Origin of the sequence: Arthrobacter sp. JZ12 (genome assembly GCF_035189165.1) — a bacterium.
In the GTDB taxonomy this organism is placed as follows: Bacteria; Actinomycetota; Actinomycetes; order Actinomycetales; family Micrococcaceae; genus Arthrobacter_D.
In genome coordinates this window covers 1,106,904-1,127,536 of sequence record NZ_CP045246.1, presented here as the reverse complement: position 1 = coordinate 1,127,536, position 20,633 = coordinate 1,106,904, and the positions used below count along the sequence as shown (strand labels likewise).

At 67.3% G+C, this 20,633-nt stretch carries 13 protein-coding genes; 2 read left to right on the top strand and 11 right to left on the bottom strand.

Annotated features, from left to right (window positions below; translation table 11 throughout):
* Nucleotides 1-59: 59 nt before the first annotated feature.
* Nucleotides 60-1,790: a sensor histidine kinase gene (locus GC088_RS05210; RefSeq protein ID WP_323961104.1), complete on the top strand. Its 1,731-nt coding sequence runs from the start codon at nt 60-62 to the stop codon at nt 1,788-1,790.
* Nucleotides 1,783-2,445, top strand: coding sequence for a response regulator (locus GC088_RS05205; protein ID WP_323961102.1), 663 nt, complete (start codon nt 1,783-1,785; stop codon nt 2,443-2,445). The genes GC088_RS05210 and GC088_RS05205 overlap by 8 nt, the downstream gene beginning before the upstream one ends.
* A 28-nt stretch (nt 2,446-2,473) precedes the next feature.
* Here GC088_RS05205 and GC088_RS05200 read toward each other — a convergent pair whose 3' ends face one another.
* From GC088_RS05200 to GC088_RS05150, 11 genes are all read right to left on the bottom strand, one after another.
* Nucleotides 2,474-3,310, bottom strand: a complete 837-nt coding sequence (locus GC088_RS05200; protein WP_323961100.1) for an inositol monophosphatase family protein — start codon at nt 3,308-3,310, stop codon at nt 2,474-2,476.
* The gene (gene ligA / locus GC088_RS05195; RefSeq protein ID WP_416377517.1) at nt 3,307-5,469 is read right to left on the bottom strand and encodes an NAD-dependent DNA ligase LigA; all 2,163 of its coding nucleotides are present in this window, start codon (nt 5,467-5,469) and stop codon (nt 3,307-3,309) included. Before ligA ends, GC088_RS05200 begins: the two co-directional genes overlap by 4 nt.
* Before the next feature lie 128 nt (nt 5,470-5,597).
* Nucleotides 5,598-5,867, bottom strand: coding sequence for a WXG100 family type VII secretion target (locus GC088_RS05190; protein ID WP_323961098.1), 270 nt, complete (start codon nt 5,865-5,867; stop codon nt 5,598-5,600).
* A 200-nt stretch (nt 5,868-6,067) separates the two neighbouring features.
* Nucleotides 6,068-10,507 (bottom strand): type VII secretion EssC family protein, encoded by a 4,440-nt coding sequence (locus GC088_RS05185; RefSeq protein WP_323961096.1) that lies wholly within the window; start codon nt 10,505-10,507, stop codon nt 6,068-6,070.
* Nucleotides 10,508-10,579: 72 nt separating this feature from the next.
* Complete coding sequence (locus tag GC088_RS05180; protein WP_323961094.1) at nt 10,580-11,290, bottom strand: flagellar basal body rod protein FlgC; 711 nt, start codon at nt 11,288-11,290, stop codon at nt 10,580-10,582.
* Nucleotides 11,291-11,306: 16 nt separating this feature from the next.
* Nucleotides 11,307-12,980, bottom strand: coding sequence for a serine/threonine-protein kinase (locus GC088_RS05175; RefSeq protein ID WP_323961092.1), 1,674 nt, complete (start codon nt 12,978-12,980; stop codon nt 11,307-11,309).
* Nucleotides 12,977-14,761, bottom strand: coding sequence for an FHA domain-containing protein (locus GC088_RS05170; RefSeq protein WP_323961090.1), 1,785 nt, complete (start codon nt 14,759-14,761; stop codon nt 12,977-12,979). The genes GC088_RS05175 and GC088_RS05170 overlap by 4 nt, the downstream gene beginning before the upstream one ends.
* The gene (locus GC088_RS05165) at nt 14,758-15,570 is read right to left on the bottom strand and encodes a PP2C family protein-serine/threonine phosphatase (RefSeq protein WP_323961088.1); all 813 of its coding nucleotides are present in this window, start codon (nt 15,568-15,570) and stop codon (nt 14,758-14,760) included. The genes GC088_RS05170 and GC088_RS05165 overlap by 4 nt, the downstream gene beginning before the upstream one ends.
* The gene (locus GC088_RS05160; protein ID WP_323961087.1) at nt 15,567-16,640 is read right to left on the bottom strand and encodes an RDD family protein; all 1,074 of its coding nucleotides are present in this window, start codon (nt 16,638-16,640) and stop codon (nt 15,567-15,569) included. The genes GC088_RS05165 and GC088_RS05160 overlap by 4 nt, the downstream gene beginning before the upstream one ends.
* A 179-nt stretch (nt 16,641-16,819) precedes the next feature.
* On the bottom strand, nt 16,820-19,240 hold the full coding sequence (locus GC088_RS05155; protein ID WP_323961086.1) for a transglutaminase TgpA family protein: 2,421 nt from the start codon (nt 19,238-19,240) through the stop codon (nt 16,820-16,822).
* Nucleotides 19,237-20,619 carry a DUF58 domain-containing protein gene (locus GC088_RS05150; RefSeq protein WP_323961084.1) on the bottom strand — a complete coding sequence of 461 codons (1,383 nt, stop codon included), beginning with the start codon at nt 20,617-20,619 and terminating at the stop codon, nt 19,237-19,239. The genes GC088_RS05155 and GC088_RS05150 overlap by 4 nt, the downstream gene beginning before the upstream one ends.
* Nucleotides 20,620-20,633: the final 14 nt, after the last annotated feature.

Below are 20,633 nucleotides of genomic sequence, written 5' to 3'. Positions count from 1 at the left end.
CTCACCGCACTTCGGGACGATTCCACGCCCGTCCGCCGCCCATGAGATCAAGGAGGATCATGGCCCGGTCCGAACCACGGACGCCGCTGCGCTTCTCCACCCAGACGCTGCTGCTGCAGCTTGCGGTAGTACTGCTTGTGGTCCTGCTCAGCGCCGCAGTCCACGCCTGGCTGACCTACCAGCGCGTGGGAGATGAGGCCGAGGCGCGCGCGCTGACCCTGGCGCGGACGGTGGCCTCGGACCCGTCGGTGAGAACGGACGTCCTGGAGATCAGCCGGCAGGCCGGCACTCCCCCGGCCGCCGAACTCGCCGACGGACCGCTTATGGCCACGGCCGAAGCTGCCCGGACCCGTACCGGTGCACTGTTCGTAGTCATCACCGACGAAACAGGCCTGCGCCTGGCCCACCCGGATCCCCAGCGGCTCGGCGAGAAGGTCAGCACCGACCCCTCGGAAGCCCTTGCCGGCCGGGAGGTCACCACCCGGAATACCGGAACGCTCGGCCCCTCGGCAGGGGCCAAGGTGCCGGTCTACGCCCCCGGCAGCGAAGTGGTGGTGGGCGAGGTGAGCGTCGGCTACTCCATGGAAACCGTCGGCCAGACGGTGGCACGCGACATCGGTCCCGTTGCCCTGACCGCGGCCGGAGCGTTGGTGGCCGGCGTCCTGGGCTCCTTCCTGCTCCGCAGGCGCCTGCAACGGCTGACCCTGGGCCTCGAGCCGGAAGAGATCAGCACCCTGGTCCACGACCAGGTGGCGGTGCTGCAGGGCGTGGACGAGGGCGTCATCGGCATCTCCGCCGACGGCAGGATCAGCGTATTCAACGCCGCAGCCGGGCGGCTCCTGGGACAGAAGGACCTCACCGGATTCCGGTGGGAGGACGCTCCGGTTCCCGACCAGCTCAAGTCCCTGATCGCTCCGGGTTCGGGATCCGCTGACGCTGTGGAGCTGGTGGCAGGGGGACGCGTGCTGGTGGTGAGCGCTCGAAAGACCCTCCACCGGCGGGAGGACCTGGGGTGGGTCGTGATGCTGCGGGACCGCACGGAGCTGCAGCAGCTCACCCGGCAGCTCGACGCGGTCGGAACCATGGCCACGGCCCTGCGTGCCCAGCGCCACGAATTCGCGAACCAGTTGCACACCCTCGCCGGATTCCTGAGCATCGGCCAGCACGCACAGGCGCGGAATTACCTGGCCCAGCTGGCCGCGACCGGGCCGCTGAAGTTCCCCGTGGACCAGGCGGAGCTGCTGCAGGACCCGTACCTCCAGGCCTTCGTCGGCGCGAAGTCAGTAGAGGCTGACGAGCGCGGCGTCGCCCTGCGCATCGGCCCGGAAACGCTTGTCCGCGGACAGGTCACTGAACCCCAGGATGTCACTACCGTCCTGGGTAACCTCATCGACAACGCCGTCAATGCCGCCGTCGCCGGCTTGGCCGAAGAGCGCTGGGTCGAGCTGGAAATCCTGGATGAACCGGCCGACGACGGCGGGACCCTCTATGTGGTCGTTGCGGACTCCGGAGACGGGTTGGCCGCCGGAACGGACCCTGAGTCGGTCTTCGCCGAGGGTTACACCATGGCTTCCGGGCCGGTCCGCGCCGGCGGCGGCCAGGGTTTCGGGCTGGCGCTTGCACGGCAGCTGGCCCGGCGGCGCGGCGGGGACGTATCACTGCTGGATCCGGGCAAGCCTGGTGGGCCGGGTGCGGTCTTCATGGCCACCCTTCCGCAGACGACCGCTGCGACCAGGGCGTCCCGGGTTGCGAATGCTGGTGGAACAGGAGGAGAGGAAGAGCATGGCTGAGGACTTCCGGGTTCTGATTGTTGATGACGACTTTCACGTGGCCAAACTTCACGCGGCCTACGTGGACTCCGTTGCGGGATTCCTGGCACTGGCACCGGTGGGAACAGCTTCGCTGGCGCTGCAGTCCATCCATAGCCTGCGGCCGGACCTGGTTCTGCTCGACGTCTATCTGCCGGACGCGTCCGGGCTTGACCTGCTCCAGCAACTGGATGTCGACACCGTGATCCTGAGCGCGGCCTCCGACGCCGTTTCCGTCGGGACTGCATTCCGACGTGGAGCACTCGGGTACCTGCTCAAACCGTTCACCGCAGAGTCCCTGTCCCAGCAGTTGCGTTCCTACGCCCGGTACCGCCGGGTCCTGTCCCAGCCCGGCGCGCTGAACCAGGATGCCGTTGAGCGAGCCAAACGGTCCCTCATCCCAGGGGACGTGACGCCGTCGTTGAAACCACGGTCTGCCACTGAAGCGGCGGTCCTCGAGTCGCTCCTGCCCGGCGAACAGTACTCCGCCGCGGAAGTCGCAAACCGGGTGGGCGTGTCCCGCGCTACTGCACAGCGGTACCTGTCGTCGTTGGCCGACGACGGCGCTGTGGAGATCCAGCTGCGCTACGGGACGACCGGCCGCCCCGAGCACCGCTACGGCCTGCCGGCAATCTGAGCTGCGCCTGCAAGCTAGCCGCGCCTGGTCAGGCCCTCGATTCGAGGCGCTCGGCCAGCTCCACGATCTGCTGTGTGCCCGCGACGGTGAACGCGGAGAACCGCTCGTCGTCGTCCGGACCGCCCTCTAACGCCGGCGTCAGCGCCGGACGGCGGACGACGGCGCCGGCTTCCTCCGCAATCAGCGCACCGGCTGCCCAATCGTGTTCGTTCAGTCCGCGTTCGAGATAGGCGTCGAGGCTGCCGTCGGCGACCATGCACAGGTCCAGCGCGGCCGAGCCGATGCGCCGCAGGTCCCCGTGCCCAGCGAGCAGGTCGGCAAGCTCGCTCAGCTGTTGAGTGCGCTGAGCCGGGTTGTAGTTGAACCCGCTTCCCAGGATGGTGCCCGGTCGCCCTTCGACCGGACCGTGAAGCTGGCGGACCGTGCCCCGCTCGCGGACCCAGGCGCCCTGCCCGCGGGAGGCCCAGTAGGTGCGGTCCAGGGCTGGAGCGGAGACGACGCCGGCAACCCAGGTACCGTCTTCGTCCACTGCGGCCACTGAGGTGCAGTAGTAGACGATATTCCGGATGAAGTTGGTGGTGCCGTCAAGCGGGTCGATCGACCATCGCACGCCGGAAGTCTCGCCCTCCGGAACTGTGGTGCCGTACTCCTCGCCGGTGATGGAATCGTGCGGGCGGGCCCGCCCGATCACATCACGTACGGCCCGTTCCGCCGCCGTATCAAACGCCGTTACCCAGTCGCTGTCCGAGCTCTTGTTCTCAGCTTCAAGCTCACCCTCGCTGCGGGCGCGCAGGACGTCCGCCCCGGCTTCGGCCGCCTGAAGTGCAACATGGAGCAGTTCGGCCGGACTGGCGCTGGTTGTCATACGCTTCCTTCCTGAAGCAGCTTGCGGAAGCCATCCTCATCGAGGATGGGCAGGCCGAGCTGCTCGGCCTTGTCGAGCTTGGTGCCCGCGTTCTCGCCTGCGACCACGTAGCTGGTGTTCTTCGACACCGAACCGGCCGCCTTGCCGCCGCGGAGGATGATGGCCTCCTTGGCCTCGTCCCTGCTGAAGCCCTCCAGCGATCCGGTGACGACGATCGTGAGGCCCTCGAGCGTGCGGGGCATGGACTCGTCCACCTCGTCGGCCATGCGTACGCCGTCCTCGGCCCACCGGTCCACGATCTCGCGGTGCCAGTCCTCGGCGAACCACTCCTTGAGGGCAGCGGCAATAGTGGGACCAACGCCGTCGACGTTAGCCAGTTCCTCTTCGCCGGCACTGCGGATCCGGTCCATCGACCCGAAGGCGGTGGCGAGAGCACGGGACGCGGTGGGACCAACGTGCCGGATGGACAGTGCAACGAGAACCCGCCAGAGCGGCTGCGACTTGGCCTTCTCGAGCTCGGCGAAAAGCTTGCGCGTGTTCGCCGTGGGCTCGGAGGGCTTTTTCGCGGTCCCCCGGGTGAAGAAGTACGGGACGAGCTCCTGCCCGGTGACCACTCCCTTGACCTTCTTGTCCCGGAGGATCCGGACGTCGGCAAGCTTCTCGGGGGTGAGCCGGAACAGGTCCGCTTCCGTGGTCAACGGGGGAACTGCGGGTTCGGCCGGCTGGGTCAGGGCGATCGCTGCTTCCCAGCCCAGCGCCTCGATATCGAAAGCGCCGCGGCCCGCAACGTGGAAGACCCGCTCACGCAGCTGAGACGGGCAGGACTTTGCGTTGGGGCACCGGATGTCGACGTCGCCCTCCTTGGCGGGCGCCAGGGCCGTGCCGCAGGACGGGCAGTGCGTCGGCATCACGAACTCGTACGGCGGCGGGTCCTGCTGCGAGCGCAGCGCGACGACGGGGCCCACGATCTCCGGGATGACGTCGCCGGCCTTGCGCAACACCACGATGTCCCCGATCAGCACACCCTTCGCTTTGACTACTTCCTGGTTGTGCAGGGTGGCCATCTCCACGGTGGACCCCGCGACCTTGACGGGCACCATCATCCCGTAAGGGGTCACCCGGCCTGTGCGGCCGACGTTGACCCGGATATCCAGGAGCTTGGTGTTCACCTCTTCGGGCGGGTACTTGTAGGCCACAGCCCAGCGGGGCACCCGGGAGGTGTGTCCGAGGGCGCGCTGCAGGGCGAAACTGTCCACCTTGACCACGATGCCGTCGATCTCGTGGAGGAGGTCGTGGCGGTGCTCCCCGTAGTGCTCGATGAACTCCAGCACTTCCTGGTAGGTCGAAAGGACCTTGAAGTACGGCGAGACAGGAAGCCCCCACTCCTGCAGGAGGCCGTAGGTCTCGGACTGGCTTTCGGCTGCCAGGCCCTCGCGGGCACCGATGCCGTGCACGTACATGTCCAGGGGGCGCTGGGCTGTGAGGGCGGGGTCCTTCTGACGCAGCGAGCCCGCCGCGGCGTTGCGCGGGTTCGCGAAGGGCGCCTTGCCGGCCTCGACCATCGACTCGTTCAGCTGGGCGAACTCCTTGGACGGGAAGAACACCTCCCCGCGGATCTCCACCTCAGCGGGATGGCCGGTGCCCTTGAGCGTGCGTGGGATGCTCTTGATGGTGAGCACGTTGTGGGTGATGTCTTCGCCCGTGGTGCCGTCACCGCGGGTGGCTGCACGAACCAGCTCTCCATTTCGGTAGAGCAGGTTGACCGCCAGGCCGTCGATCTTCAGTTCCGTCAGCCAGGTGACGCTGCTTCCCGGGCGCTGTGCCTCGATGCTCGCCTCGGCACGACGCACCCAGGCATCGAGCTCGTCGGTGGAGAACACATCCTCCAGGCTGTACATGCGCTGCAGGTGGGCCACCGGAGCGAACGCAGCGGAGACATCTCCCCCGACTTCCTGGGTGGGCGAGTCGTTGGAAATGAGCTCCGGATGTTCGGCCTCGATCTGCTCCAGCCGCTGGAACAGTTCGTCGAACTCGGCGTCGGAGATGAGCGGCGCGTTCTCGTTGTAGTAGGCGAACCGGTGCCGGCGCACCTCGTCGACGAGGCGCGCGTACTCCTCCTTCAGCGGGTCTCCCGGCACCTCGTCTGCGGGCAGTTCTATCCCGTCGCCGGCTCCCGCTTGTTCATCAGCCTGCTGGTTCACTGTAGCCACCGTCCTATCTTGCCCCACCAAAAGCAGAACGGCCCGCAGCCGAAGCTGCGGGCCGTTGGTGCCGGAAGACCGACAACCTACGCGTTCGAGACTGATTCCTGGTCCTGGCGGTTGCGCTGTACGGTTGCGCTGACTTCCTGCAGCTGGCCGGCGATCTGGGCCAGCTGTGCGCGGTGGGTCTCCCACTCGCCGCGGAAGCGCTCCGAGTCGGGGCCGACCCAGGCCGTGTTGGCAAGCTGCTGAGTCAGCTGGGCTGCTGTCTGGTTCAGTTCCTCGGACTTCACGGTAAGCAGCTGCGCCAGCTGTCCCATCTGCTCCGGGTTGTTACCGTGCGTAACGTTGCTCATTGTCCCCACCTTTCGTTGTGGCGGTCCGGCGTGTCCGGCACCTGCCTGCCCTCTCCGGGATAGTTTCCCCGGGCGACTGATTACAACCTATCCAAGCCTGTTCAGCAGTGTCGATGGGGACCGCTCCCCAAGCAGGACTCCCCAAGGACCGCTCCCCAAGCAGGACTCCCCAAGGAGTACTACCCAAGCACGGATCCCCATCAATCGAGTGCGCCCATGGCGGTTGCCACCTGGAGCTTGTAGGCCTTGCCCCTCCCAATCACGTACCCGCGTCCGGGAATGAACCGGTTGCCCGCTGTCCTGCCCAGCGATGTGTTCAGGAGGGTGTCGCCGTCGAGCTCATTGGGATTCAGCAGCAGACCGCGCCGTCCCGACTTGAATGGACCGGACAGGTTCCAGGCACTGGACCAGGTTGAGGTCTCAGCCTCCCCTACTACCCATTGGCCGGCTTTGACTGCGGCCTTGACCAGCGTGGACAGTTCGAGTTCGGCCAGGGAGTCGGTGAACTCCGTAACCCCCTCGATGAAGAACGCCACGGAACCTTCCGGTCCCTCCACAAGGGAAGCCAACCGGGAGAGTTCCGGCTGGACCAGCGCCGGCGTCGCGTACGCCTCGTCCCACACGCCAAGCGATGCCACGGTCGACCTGCGGGCACCGAGGTAGATGCGCTTTACCGACGGCGACGACTTCTGCAGCGCCGCGGCAAGGGTCACCAGTGCCACAGTCCGGCCGGAGCCGGGCGGACCGGAGACCATGAAGGCGCCTGATGCCGGTACGGCGGCCGGCTCGAGGTTGAAGTCATCAACACCGATGACGGCCATTCCGCTGTTCCCGGGCGGCAGGACGTCGAGTTCGATCGACTCGGGGAGGCTGAGCACGCCGGGTGCCTGAGGTACACCCTGGCGCACCATTGCGTCGCGCATCCGTTCGAGCTCGCGTGCCTGGAGCTCGAGGTTGGCGTTACCTCCGAAGACCGCAAGCTGCACCTCGAGCCCGTCAAACAGACCGCGCCCCGGCGGGGAGGAGCTCGACAGGACATCGCGGGGCACCCCGAGCGTCGAGTAGTCGTCCTTGCCTGCCATCCGCAGGACAATCCGGCGGCTGATGGAGGACGCCAACGACGGCGGCAGTGAGTTGGTGCGCTCACCCGTCACCACTACGTGGACCCCCATTGGGCGGCCGTCGGTTGCGATCTGCTGGAACAGCTCGAAGTGCCGGTCACGGCCCTTGAATTCGTAGGTCTCGCGGAACGTGGTGATTCCGTCCACCAGGAGCAGGATCCTCGGCTCATCCGGGCGGCCGGCGAGGCGGCGGTACTCGGTGATCGTTCCGGCCCGCACCTCGGCGAACCGGTCGGCGCGCTCGTTGATGATCCCGCGCAGGTACCTCAGCAGGCGGCCGATGCGCTCGGAGTCTTCGCCGTCGAGAATTGCCCCGACGTGCGGCAGTTGAGCGAGCATCTGCAGGCCGTTGGACGCGCAGTCGATGCCGTAGACCTGGACCGGGCCGCCTCGCACCGTGACCGCCGAACCGATGGCAACCGTGCGCAGCGCAGTTGACTTGCCCGAGCCGCCGGAACCGAGGATCGCCAGGTTCCCGTCGGTATCGGGGTGGTAGAACACGGTGGGCTGCGCCTGGTGCTGCGGGTCGTCAACCACGCCGAGCAGCAGTGATTCATCCGTGCGAGGGTTCGGCAGCTTCGAGAAGTCGTAGGCCTCAGCCAGCTCAGCGAGCCAGGGTTTGCGGGGCGGCTTGATACCCAGTTCCAGCGCCGCCTGCGAAACGTTACGCACAATGCGTGCGATGTCATTCGGGCCACCCGGATCGGCAACCTCACCGTCGGCGGCTGATTCCCAGCGCACGCCGGAGCCGAAGTTCATTTCGACGACGTCGATGCGCGGCCGGGCAGGAGTCCGCGTAGTCCAACCGCCGGCATAGCCGGTCTGGAAGCTCTGGATGCGGCCCGGGCCGGTCTTCGCGGCGCCGCGGCCGGGAATGGAAGGGCTGAAGTAGGCAGCCATCGGGATACCGAGGATGTCCTGCGAATCGTCGGTGTCAGCCATGCGCAGGGCGATGCGGAGGTTCGTATTGGCACGCAAGTTGTCCTTGATGACACCCGACGGCCGCTGTGTCGCCAGGATCAGGTGCAGGCCGAGCGAACGGCCTCGCGCGGCGATGTCCACTACGCCGTCCACGAACTCCGGCACCTCGCGGGCAAGGGCCGCGAACTCATCCACCACAATCACGAGCGATGGAGGTGTCTCCGGATCGGCCTCCCGCTCCATTGCAAGCAGGTCCTTGGCCTTCTTCCGGTTGAACAGGTGCTCGCGGTAGTGCAGTTCCGCCCGCAGGGAAGTCAGCGCACGGCGCACAAGGTGGGGAGAAAGGTCAGTGACCAGGCCGACGGTATGGGGCAGGTTCACGCAGTCGGCGAAGGCAGCCCCGCCCTTGTAGTCGACGAACAGGAAGCTGAGCCGGTCAGGGCTGTAGGCAGCCGCCATTCCCAGGACCCAGGACTGCAGGAACTCGGACTTTCCGGCGCCCGTGGTTCCTCCGACGAGGGCGTGCGGCCCCTCCGTCTTGAGGTCCAGGTACATGGGCTCTACGCCCTTGGACCCCACCAGCGCCCGCAGTGACCCCTGGTGCTTCCGGTTGGGTACTGCCCGGGATGCCACCGAGTTGTTCTCGGTCCAGCGGTCGGCAACTGCCGCCGTCGTCTCAACCAGTTCGTGGCCCGCGAGGGTCACGTAGGACACGGCACGGGGAAGGTCGGAGTCGTCCTCGACGGGCTTTCCGATATCGACGACGGGAGTCAGCATCCGGGCAAGCTGACCCGCCAGCTCCAGATCCACGCTCTCGCAGCTCACCGGCGTCGAAAGTTCGCCGAGGCGCACCTGGCCGCTGACGTTGGCGCTGTCGGAGTCGACGAACAGGAAGTCGCGGCAGGCGGCCGGCAGGGCGGCTACCGTGCCCGCGATCCACAGCACGTGGACGCCGACGTCGGCCCCTGCCTCCGCGATGCGGGTCAGGCGCGCGCGGTCCACCGTCACATCGTCTTCAACGATGACCAGCACGGAGGGTGTGACGGGAGAGGGCAGCTGAATTTCGCGCTTCGCGTCGACGCGCCCCCGCAAGGCGGTACCGCTCCGCTCGCGGGCGCGGACCGACACCAGGTCCTCGAGCCGGGAGAGCAGCAGTCCGCCCGCTGCGGGACCTGCGGCGAGGTGGTCTCCGGTCAGCGGGCTGTGCACCGACCCTGTGTGCGGCAGCCACTGGAGCCAGGACCACCGCTCCTTGGACTGGACCGAGGTCAGGGCCACCACCGCCAGCTCAGCCGGCGAGTGCAGACCGATCGCCTGGATCACGAGGCCACGTGCGACGTCGTCGACAGTTCCCCGTGCCCCGGCCACGCCGAGTGCACCTGACAGGCGCAGGTTCGCGACGATCGGTACGTCGTCGATGTACGCGAACTCTTCGGCAGTGTCGCGGATCTCCTCGGAGAACTCCGGCAGCGTATCGGATCCGGCGGGCTCCGAAATTTCGATGCGGGACGGCGCCCGCCCGGTCCCGAAGCGCAGGGTCAGGAAGGAATCGTGCTCAGGCCGGTGTGTCCACAGCAGCGGCCCGAGTTTGTAGATGGCATCGACGGTATCGGCCACGGACGGCGCCTCGGCATGCCGGACCGCGCGCTCCACCTTGCGGGTCCGTTCGATGTCGCTGCGGAAGAACGCCATCGCGTCACGGAACTGTGCGACGGCTTCCTTGAAGGTGCGCTCGGCGTTGATCCTCTGGTCCAGGTAGCTGCCGACGAGGATCATCGGCATCATCAGGACGAAGATCAGGCTGAAGGGGCTGCGCGTAATCGAGAACATGATGCCGCCCAGCAGTATCGGCGCGATTAGCAGCAGGTAGGGAAAGCGCATCGGGTTGGGGCGGCGCGGCCCCGCCGGGAGTTGGCGCGGCTTCTCATCGAACGCCGGCACCACACGGGGTGAGCGGTTGAACTCGATGACGGGATTCGTGGGGTCTGCGGAATAGCCGCGGGTCAGGGGCACCACGGCAATGGTCGTGTCCCCCAGGGTCACTTCATCGGCGGAGGTCAGCGACGTCCGGGTGACCCTGGTGCCGCCCATGAGCAGCCCGTTGGCAGAGTTCGTGTCGATGATCTCGATGCCGTCGCCCACGTTGATCCGCGCATGGCGCTTGGACATCATCGGGTCCGAGAAACGGATGTCCGAGTTACGGTCGCGGCCCAGATAGCTGGCGCCGGCGGGCAGCGAGAACTCCTTGCCGGCGTCGGGACCGGACAGCACGCGCAGGGTGGCCACGGCCGGTCCACGGTCCTGTCCGGGCACGTTGAACTGGTCGCTGACCCGGCTGATGGTCACCGTGGAGCCCGGCCGCAGGCCGGATTCGAAGAGACTCACCGCCGGGTTGAGGGTGCGTCCGCGCATGCCGCCGGCCACATAGGACTCCTCGACCGTCAGCGACAGGTCTCCCGGCGGCTGCGCCCCGGCACGTCCCGGATCCGCGACATACAGCTCATGGGCTACATCGCGCACCGTCGCCAACCCATCCACTGTTACGGCGAGATCCTTCGCGGGGTCGGGGTCACGCCGCAGGGTGAGGCGCAGCTTCATACGGGAACACTCCGGTTTCGGTAAGGGGTGACGTGGGCAGGCGGTACAGAAGCGAGGACGACGGCGGCAGCGTCAGTCCTCGTCCGCCTTGCCTTTCATGGTTTCCAGCAGGTGCAGATCCTCAGGCGTGACGATGTGCGAGGTCACTGCGTGCTCCACCAAGCGGGCGCGGCGGTTGGTGGCGAGCTTGCCGCCTCCCCCGCGCAGGCCCACGACGCCCACGCGGTCCAGCTTGTCGCACACGTTGTCGAGCTTGCGGTTGAACTTGGTGAGCGCCCAGCCCAGCCGCTTCGCGGCAGCCGCCGAGGACGGAATGGAACTGAATCCGGTGCCTTCACGGCGCAGCATCGGTTCGGCGAGCGCAACGATCAGGGCGCGCTGGGAATCGGTGAAGCGGACCGGGCCGATCGTGGTGGTGCCGGATCCGTCGTCGTCGACCTGGCGTTCCTGGCGGAAGGGCGGGGTCTTGAGGTGGACGTCGAATTCGTAGGTGGTGGGGCCGGCCGTGAACACAACCCGCGTCTGCCCGAACACCAGCGGGATGCGCGCTCCCGGGGCCACCCAGGCCTGCATGCCGCCGGTGGTGTCCGCAACCGTGGCGGAAAGCATGGTGCCGACGTTGCTGAGCCACCAGATCCCGTTTTGGCGGGCGATCTGAAGGAACTTGCGGTGCAGGTACGGGTTGTCGTCTACCTCGAGGTCGCCCTCCCTGCCGATATTGAACGGACCGTCATCCTTCGGCTCATGCCACTCGCCGCAGAAATCGATCGCCAGTTCCCCCACGTGTATTCCCTTTCCATCACTCGGGCCAGCAAGCACGTTCAGGCTCCGATGCGGTCCCGTTGGCCCGCACTATCTGTATATCAGCGCACGTTTGGCCGTCCGGGTTGGCCACGACGGGCGCTTCTGTCTGCACTGTCCGCTTCCACTCGCCCTCGTCCTGCACGGTGACGGTACGGAACCGGTAGACATCGCCTTCCAGCGGGTCGGAGTTGGTCCACGTGAACACCACGTTGTTCCCCGATTGGGCTGCCTTGATGTCTGCGGGCGGCGGAACCACACCTTCCACTCCGGCGAGGGCGTCCGGCGGTGCCTGCGTGGGTGCGGTGACCACCGGGTCCTCCCCGGACTGGCCGTTGACGACGGCGGCAGCGCCGATCGCCGCGGCGGCTAGCACGCCCACTCCCACGAGGATTCCCACGAGCGGCCCGCGCTTCCGCCGCGGCTCTTCGTGGGCCTCGTCCTCCTCCGCGACGCTGGGGGCCGGACGGTTGATCGTGGTGTCCATCCGCACCGAGTCCGTGTGCGCCGCACTGCCGCGCAGCACGGTGCGGTCGCGCCAGGCGTGGTCCGCCGTTTCCTCATCCGCTGCCGGGTCGGGCCGGAAGGCGGGCGGTGCCGGCTGGGTGCCCTGGGTGGGAGATGACGACGACGGCGGGGCACCGAAAGTGGGCACGTCCCGTTGGAGCGCCCGCGAGGGCGCGGTACCCGTCGCCGTCGGGAAGGTCGGCGAGAAGGTGGGTGACTCGGGGTCGATGGAGACGACCTTGCGCACCCGGGTGGCCTCGACGTCGTCGTCCTCGTCCTGAATGTGCTCGGCGTCGTCAAGCACTTCGAACGGGGTGACCGCGATACCGAGTTCGGTCTGGATGCGCTGCAGGGTGAGCGCGAAGGAATGGGCGGAGCTGTAGCGCGAGGCGGGGTTCTTCGCCATGGCGGTGGACAGCGCCAGTTCCAGCGACTGCGGCACGTCGTCGCGGCCGATGGAGGCCAGCGGCATGGATCTGATGCGGTCCATCAGCTGGCGCTGGGAGTTGTCCATGCCGGGGAACACGAAGGGCGACCTGCCCGCAAGCAGCGTGTAGAGGGTGGCGCCCAGCGACCACACGTCCATGCGCACGCCGTCGATGCTGCCGCCCGCGAACGCCTCGGGCGGTGACCACGGGATGGACATTCCCATGTCTTCGTCGCCGCTGCCGTCGGTGGTTCCGGAGATACCGAAGTCGGTGAGCGCGGGGCGGCCGTAGTCGGTCACCAGGATGTTGGCCGGCTTGATGTCGCGGTGAACAATGCCCGCCCGGTGCGCCGACTCCACGGCTGAGGCTACCTGGATCCCGATCGTGAGCGTCTCGGCGAGGGACAGCCGTCCGCGGCGGTACCGGACATCGAGGCTTGGACGGGAGCAGTACTCCATCGCGAGGTACGAGTGTCCGTCATCGGTGATGTTGGCCTCGTAGATGGTCACGATGTAGGGGTGCGTGGAGAGCTGGGCCATCAGGTTGGCCTCGGACTCGAACGCCCGGCGGGCCCCCTCCGTAAGCAGGCCGGACACCAGCACCTTCACGGCTACGCGGCGGCGGGGCCGGTCCTGCTCGTAGAGGTAGACGTCGGAGAAGCCGCCCGAGCCGAGCAGGCTGATGTACCGGTATCCGGGGATGTGCGGGGGTGGGGCGGCGGCGCGCCGTGAACTCATCGCAGGCCCTCGAAGCGGAGGAAGACGTCGTCACCGAGCTGTGCAACATCGCCGTCGAGCAGGATTGCACTCTCACCCTCTCCGAGGCGCCGGGGCGCCTGGCCCGGGCGGATCAGCACGGTTCCGTTGGTGGCCCGGAGGTCGCACAGCAGCACGTGCCAACCGTCCAGCCGCACCTCGACATGCGAGCGGGAGATATCCCCGCCCGCGCTGGTGACCTGGATCAGCTTTGGCATGCCCTTGCCCTGCACACGTGAAACGGACGGCTGCCTCCCGATGACCAGCGGCTGGTCCAGCTCCACGACCTCTCCCGTGGAGATGCGCATGGTGCCCAAGCTCGGCCGGCGCACCTCCTGCGGCTCGTTGGTGAGAGGCGACGAACAGACGCCGCACGTTGATGCTTCCGGTGGGTTGGCGTGCCCCTGTCCGCAGAGGCGTGCCAGCACCATGGGGCCGGTTCCGGGACGGGAATCCGCGGGTGCCGGTATGGGGGCAGCAGCGGCCTGCTGCAGGTCGCTGCGCATGATCGTCTGGCCGTCGTGGTCGTCCAGGTTTGCGGAATCCATGGCCTGCGTCGCCGGCAGGGAGTTTACCGGCAGGGAGTTTGCCGGCATGGTCAGAGGCTGGATGGGGGCCGGGGCTGGGGCGGGCGGCACGGCCGAAACCGGCGCTGAGAGCGGAGGGACGACGTCGGCGGTCGCGGCCGGCGGAAGCGGCGTCGTGCTCTTGCGCGCCCATGGCACGGAGTCAATCAGCCCAGGCGCGGACGGCGGGACCGGTGTAGGCGCAGGGGCCGGCACTGCCGGCTGGGCCTCCACCCGGGGCGCGGAAGCTTCATGTGCCGCGGACGGCTCATCTTGCGACGGCGACTCAGTCGCCCGCGATGCAGGTCCGCCCGGTTCCGGCGCTGGTTCCTCGTCCTCGTTGTCCGCCGGCCGTACGGCAGCGTCCTCGACCCTCCGGACCACAGTGCGGTCCCACAAATGGTCGTACCCGGTTGTCTCCAGGTCGGGGTCGTCGCCCTGGCTCGGCTCTTCCTGTGCCAAGGCTGCGGACGGGTAGACGGTGGCCTCTGTGCCGTCCGTAAAGCCGACCGCAGTGTCTTCTGCGGCGTCATCAGCGGTGCCGTCAGCAGGGTCGTCGTGGGAACCGTCCGTGCCCAGGAAGAGCGCCGGATTGATCGTCGCGAGTTCCTCGGCCTCCGCTGCTCCAGTGGCCGCCTTCTCCGGATCCGTTTGGTGGAGATCGGTTTCAGCAACACCGGCAACCACCACCGGCTCATTCGCCAGGGGCGCGACCGCCACCCAGGGTGCGGGGGCAGGGCCCGCAGTGACCAGGGAGGTCTGCATCATGCCCGCTTCGAGCGTCAGCAGGTGCCCGGAGTCCGGCCCGCCATCCGATGAGCGGTAACCGTTTCCTGCCCGCAGCGTGAAGTTCGGTTCCCCGGCGTCGAAAATGCGTTCCGTCCAGGTGGTGACGTGCTCACCGGAGAGTTCGACGGCGTCGTCCCCCTCGCCCACCGTAAGCCGAACCGAACCACGCAGCACGGCATGTAGCCGGTCGGAGAAGAGAACGACGGCGAAGGGCGGCATGGAGGCCAGCCCCTGGCCGAACCCGCCGCTCACGAGCTGCAGCACCGACTGCAGGTCGACCGTGTCCGCCAGCCTGCTCCACAACCGGTCGAGCATGCCCTGATCCGTCGAGGACGGGAGAAGGACAACCGCACCGGCGCGCACAATTCCCAGCCAGTCGCCTCCCGGCTGGTAACGAACCGCATTCACGAACGCTCTGCCTCCGGGTCGAGCAGGCGCGGGGCCGTGGTCTGGAGATCGTCGCCGTCGACACCGTGGGCATCCACCACGATTACGGTGACATTGTCGCGGGCTCCGTGGCGCAGGGTCTCCTGGACCAGCTCATCGGCTGCCTGCTGGGGATTCGCCACCGAGCTGAGCACTGCGTAGATCTGTTCCTCCGACAGTTCGGTGCTGAGGCCGTCGGAACAGATGAGGATGCGGTCTCCCATCTCGACCGGCATGAGCCAGTAGTCGGCCTCGGAATCGTCGCCGGTGCCCAGGGCGCGCGTGATGACATGCCTGCGCGGATGGCCAGCCGCCTGTTCCTGGGTGATGTGGCCGCGGTCCACCAGTTCCTGAACCTCGGAGTGATCAACGGAAATCTGGCCGAACCGGCCCTGGCTGAGGCGGTACGTGCGCGAATCACCCACGTTGAAGAAAAGCCAGTACGGCATGCCGGACTCCTCAACGAAGACGACGCCGGACAGTGTTGTTCCGGCCCGGCCGCCGGTTTCGGCGCGGATATGCTCGTCTGCCGACTGGAGGAGTTCCTCGAGGTCGGCGGCAGAGAAGCGCGGGGCATGCGTGCCGATGATGCTGCTTTCACCAAGCGTGCGAACGCAGATGCCGCTGGCTATCTCTCCGGCTTCGTGTCCGCCCATGCCGTCGGCGACGGCGAAAATCGGTTCAACCGCGATCAGGGAATCTTCGTTCAGTTGACGCTTGAGGCCGCGATCCGACGCGTACCCGACGGTGAGTTTGATATCCCAATCCTTTGCTTCTACCGGTGCGTTCATGCCTGCTCCACCTGGAAGCTGCGGTCGCCGAAATGGACGGTCGAGCCGGGCTCTGCCCAGTACGGATGTCCGCCGGCAAGTGTAGTCCGGTCCCCGTTCACACCGGTGACGGCGCTCCCATTTGTCGAGTGCCGGTCGGTAACCCAGAGCCGTCCGTCCTCCACCCGGAGGTGCAGGTGGGTCTTGGAGACGGAGCGCCCCTCATCCTGCACCGGGATCAGCTCCGCGGTTTCCGTCTCTTTTGCTGCAGGGTTGCGGCCGATCAGGGCAGCGGACGTCAACACCAGGTCCCGCCCGTCATCAAGGCGTATGCGCACTCCCCTGGGCTTGGCCCGCCGGGTCACGACGGTCTGCCCAGCTTCCTCGTCCGGGTGTGTGGGTTCAAGGTCCGGTATCAGCGGTGCTGTCCGGCCGGTCGGCACCTTCTCGGGGGCCAAAGCGCTTGGCCCGCTCGGCGCCGGTGCGGGAGCCATCGGAGCACTCACGGCCTCGCGTTGAACCAGCGGTGATGAAACGGGCTGGAGGGCTGGCGGAGGAGGCTGCGGCGCGAACGACGACGGCCCGTTGATTCCCCCGGTGAGCAGCGGGTTGCGTCCGCGCCGGACATCGAAGACGAAGGTCCGGCCAGCCTTGTCGTACCAACCCTGGCGGCGGTCGGGGCCGTCGAACAGGTTTGAAATCATCACCAACACGAAGCCGATGACCGGAACGATCCCCGAAAGCCCGATGATGAGGTTCCGCAGGAAAACCGCGAGCCATCCGGGAGCGAATCCCTCGAGGTTTGTGGTCCGGATTCCGAACAGCAGGTTCCCGAGGGTCTTTCCGGTTTTCGCTTCCCAGCCCCACAGGAAGATCCAGTAGCCCAGGGCGAGGAGGTTACCCGCTCCGGCGACCACGAAGAACATGCTCAGGTCCAGCACCGCGGAACTCGCCGATACCTGCTCATAGCCGATCAGGGGCATCGCGACGGCGACCGCCAGCCCGGAGATCAGGGCAGCAGGAATCCCGTCCACGAGTTTGGCCCCAAACCGCTTTCCGGCCGATCCGTTCTCAAGGTTGAGCTGAGCCATGGCGCTCTGCGTTCCTCCCTCACCAAGCGTCCGGGAAACAGAGTATGAAGCACTACCCGGTGGGTCCACTGTACGGACATGGGCGGCGCGATTGGGAATGGAAGCGCCGCAACGCACGCAATAAGCAGTGCCGGAAGCAACCCGTGAGGAACAGCGCGGGCACCCCAGCTCCCCTGCTGTCACCGGCGCCGCCTTCGCACAACTCCTGCCAGGCCCGCTGCCCGCCCGTCTGTCGGTGCACCTGAGCGGCGACGCTCCATGGTGGGCCGTGCTTCGCGGATGAGCGAACGCGGGGAAAAACGCGCCCGCTGTCGGCCGAACCAGCCCACGGATCCCCGCATGTCGTTGAGCGAGGCATCGACAGCGCTCCAGTACTCCTCCACTTCCCGCTCGCTCGGCTCCCCCGCCGCGAAGATATTCGCGTCGGCGCGTTCGGCGAGCATGGTGGTGGAAACTGCACTGCCGGGGAAGGACTCTCCGAGTTCGCGAGCGCTCTCTCGACGGGTCGCCTTTGAGTTGGTCTCTGCGCCCAGATCAGTGGCCAGGCTCAGGATCTCGCTCCAACCACCGCCGACCCGCTGTGACGGCGCGCCGTCGTTCGCCCGCCGCTTCCGGCGTCGTAGTTTCAGCAGGGCGATCAGCAGCAGCGGTAGCAGCAGCACGCCCAACGGAATCAGCGCCAGCGCAATGGCGCGGATCAGCGGCCCCCAGTCATCCCAGAAGTCCTTGGTGCGCTCTTCGGCGTCCTGCGGTTCCGGCGCGGAGTCCGGCGGCAGTTCGGCCGGCTCCTGCGGAGGCGGCGGCGGCTGCAGAACCTGCGGTTTCGGCGAGGACCGGGGCTGCTGCTGGGGCGGTACGGGCTCGTTGTCCTCAGGCGGAGTGGGGTTAAAGGGAACCCAACCGGCATTGTTGAAGGCGATTTCAACCCAGGCGTGGACGTCCTCGCCGGTGAGCGCGATCGGAGCGGATGGATCCTCAACCTCATCCCAGTCCGGGTAGAAGCCCATGACCACGCGGGCGGGAATGTTGAGCTTGCGTGCCATCAGTGCCATGGAGACGGCGTATTGTTCGTCATCGCCGACCATCTGCTCCGAGTCGAGCAGGGTGAGCATGCGGGCGGCGCCGTGCCCGGGCAGTGAGGGAGCTTCGCCGTCCTTGCCGTTGCTGAAGAACCCCTGCGATGAGAGCACCTGCTCGATCCGGCGCGCCCGTTCGATGGGTTCGGGGACCTCACCGACGTACTCGCTGGCCTTCGAGGCGATGACCGGCGGGTCATTCTGGACCCGGGGCAGGCTGAGGTCGGCGAAATCGTACTGGGTCAGGACCTCGTCACTGGGGACATCCGGGAACACCACGTTCACGGAGTAGCTGTCCCCCTCCTGGACACCTGTGGTCGAAAGGGCGGTCAGCGCGTCGTCGTTGTAGTACAGGGAACGGTTCAGTTCCTGCGCGCGCGGCCCGTTCAGGTCCACTCCCAGCAGTTCACCGCCGGAGGGCAGCCACACTCCGCTGTAGCCCTCAATGGTGATGTCCAGCGTCGCGACCGTGCCGTCGTCGTCCGCGACGTCGGTGCTGCCCAGTTGCTGCGCGTCGCCGACCCGGGCGAAGTTGCCCGCTGCCTGCGGGTTCACGTTGTAGACCACGCCGTCGTAGGCGTCCATGGCGGCCAGGCGGATCCGCTGACCCTCCGGCAGCCCCTGGACTGTCAGGAGGGTCTCCTCCGATTGGTCCTTCACATACTTGCGGAAGCTGGTGAGGGGGCTGGGATAGTCGAAGAGGTCCACTGGGGGCTCGACGACGTCCCGCAGTACATCGCGGTCAGCGTCCGAGGCGAACACCGGACTGATGACGAGGGTGATCGCCGTTCCAGCTGCCAGCACCGCAGCACCCAGTCCCAGCCGCCGCGTCCGGCCGCTGCGGCTGACGACCTGTGCGGCAGGGTCGTCCTGGGAGGAGGCGGAAAGGGCCGAATTTTCGTCGGTGCGCGCGATGTCGCGCCGGTAGGCCAGCCACCCGGTTGCCGTCACGATCAGGAGGATTCCGCGCAGTTCCGGCAGGGAGGCGCGGTTGGTGCCGAAGGAAATGCTGACCACGAACAGCCCAAGCACGGGCAACAGCACCCAGTAGGGTGTGCGCAGGCGCCACGCGAGCAGGCCGGCTACCGCAGACAGGATCAGGGTGGCAAGGAAGGGCACCACCAGCATGCCGCGGCCGATGCCTACCGGGTCGGCTACGGTCAGCAGGTCCTTCCAGGAAAAGACGATTCCCACAATCAGGACGCGCAGCGATTCAAGGGTGGGCAGGAAGCCCAGGAACGATTCGACCGGTGCTGCCAGGGCATGGCCGAGCAGCAGGTAGGCACCCAGCAGCACCGCGGCCGTGGTCCAGAATCCCCAACGGAAGCGCGCGCTGCACCAGGCCGCGCCCAGACCAAGGGCGAGGCCGCCAAAACCCGACACCAGATAGCGCAGGTCTCCGCCGAAAGTGGGCCCGAACCCGAGCACGCCGATACCCAGCAGGACCGTCAGCGCGCCCACGTCGATGAGCGCCTGCAGTTTCCGGGGAAGGCGGCGGGGATTGCGCCCGGCCCTGCGGCTCATGCTGCTGCCTTTCGAAGGATCATGGGGAGGTCGGAGAGGTCGTTCAGGGTCAGGACCGTGAGATCACCGATCGTGGCGCGGCCCTGTTCCTGGTCTGCGACGCAGCGGATGGCGATGCATCGGATGCCCGGCGGGATTGAGGCAGCGGCAGACCGGAGCTGGGAGGGTGTCACGTGCGGCCCGACGACGAAGAACACTACCGACGCGTTGGGTACGGTGTCCGCCGTGCTGCGGGCGAGGTCCACAGCGGTGTGGCGTGTACTCCGTCCCTCGATGCGGGTCATGTCATCGAGGAGGTTCCGCCCGGTCTCCGAACGCAGCGGCCCGTCCTGGGTCAGCACGCTGAGGTTCCTTTGTTCGCGGATTGCCTGCAGCCCGATCGATCCGGCTACGGATACACCGAGCTCGAACTCATTCTCCGAGCTGTACTCCTGGGTGTTGGTCGAGAGCGCAACGGCAAGGTGGGACCGCCGTGTCTCCTCGAACTGGCGGACCATGAGCTGGCCCGTGCGCGCAGTCGTCTTCCAGTGGATGTGACGGCGGTCGTCACCTGGAACGTAGTCGCGCAGGGCGTGGAAGGAGACATCGGCGCTGGAAAGCTCCCTGGTGGGCAGGCCTTCCAGGTCCTTGATGAAGCCGGCTGCCGAACCGACCAGTGCCACTGTCCGCGGATGCACGAAAAGGTCGGTGGGTTCGGTCCAGAGGACCTGGCGGCGCAGCAGGCTCAGCGGATCTGCGCGCACTGACCGGACGGGACCCACCACGATGACGGCGCGGCGCTGGGTGGGAATCGTGAAGAGGTCCTCGTGCAACTGGCCGGGTTTCAGCCGGGGCAGGTGGAAGATCGCCGTCGCAGCGCCTACCGGCAGCTCCAGCGACGCCGGGAGCAGCGCCTTGCTGGAGGTGTTGGAGACGGAAACACTTCCGACGGCACGGTCCCCCACCGCCACGCGCGTGCGCGTCAGATCAAGCTCCACCGCGTAGGCGGAGCGGCCGAGGATGAACCCCACGGCCAGGAGAAAGAGCACCGTGCCGAGCAGTGCGGCTACAAGGGCTTCCCGCCAGCCGAAGACGACGCCGGCCAGCCAGAATGCTGCGACCGTTCCCGCGATGATCCAGCCCAGAGGGCTGACAACGCCGAGGACCGGGCCGCAGTAGCGCTTCAGTCCCGCCGCGGCTCTTCCCACGACCGGCGTAGCGGCCGAGCGCGCAAGCAGCCAGGCTTCCCGGCTCAGTGATCCCGGGTGCAGACGGGACTGCGGTCCAGGCCTGCGTGTGCGCTTCGGAGTCTTGGCAGGGGCAGCCGCACGACGGCGGGAAGAGTCGGCAGGACGCCGGCGCGAGGAGCGCTTCTGCTCGGTTTCGGTACTCGTGGACATGGATTCGTTGGAAC

Coding starts and splice junctions, on each gene's coding strand:
- GC088_RS05200 (WP_323961100.1), bottom strand. CDS start 3,310: ATGACAACCAGCGCCAGTCCGGCCGAACTGCTCCATGTTGCACTTCAG.
- GC088_RS05185 (WP_323961096.1), bottom strand. CDS start 10,507: ATGAAGCTGCGCCTCACCCTGCGGCGTGACCCCGACCCCGCGAAGGAT.
- GC088_RS05165 (WP_323961088.1), bottom strand. CDS start 15,570: ATGAACGCACCGGTAGAAGCAAAGGATTGGGATATCAAACTCACCGTC.
- GC088_RS05150 (WP_323961084.1), bottom strand. CDS start 20,619: ATGTCCACGAGTACCGAAACCGAGCAGAAGCGCTCCTCGCGCCGGCGT.
- GC088_RS05190 (WP_323961098.1), bottom strand. CDS start 5,867: ATGAGCAACGTTACGCACGGTAACAACCCGGAGCAGATGGGACAGCTG.
- GC088_RS05175 (WP_323961092.1), bottom strand. CDS start 12,980: ATGAGTTCACGGCGCGCCGCCGCCCCACCCCCGCACATCCCCGGATAC.
- GC088_RS05155 (WP_323961086.1), bottom strand. CDS start 19,240: ATGAGCCGCAGGGCCGGGCGCAATCCCCGCCGCCTTCCCCGGAAACTG.
- GC088_RS05210 (WP_323961104.1), top strand. CDS start 60: ATGGCCCGGTCCGAACCACGGACGCCGCTGCGCTTCTCCACCCAGACG.
- GC088_RS05160 (WP_323961087.1), bottom strand. CDS start 16,640: ATGGCTCAGCTCAACCTTGAGAACGGATCGGCCGGAAAGCGGTTTGGG.
- GC088_RS05205 (WP_323961102.1), top strand. CDS start 1,783: ATGGCTGAGGACTTCCGGGTTCTGATTGTTGATGACGACTTTCACGTG.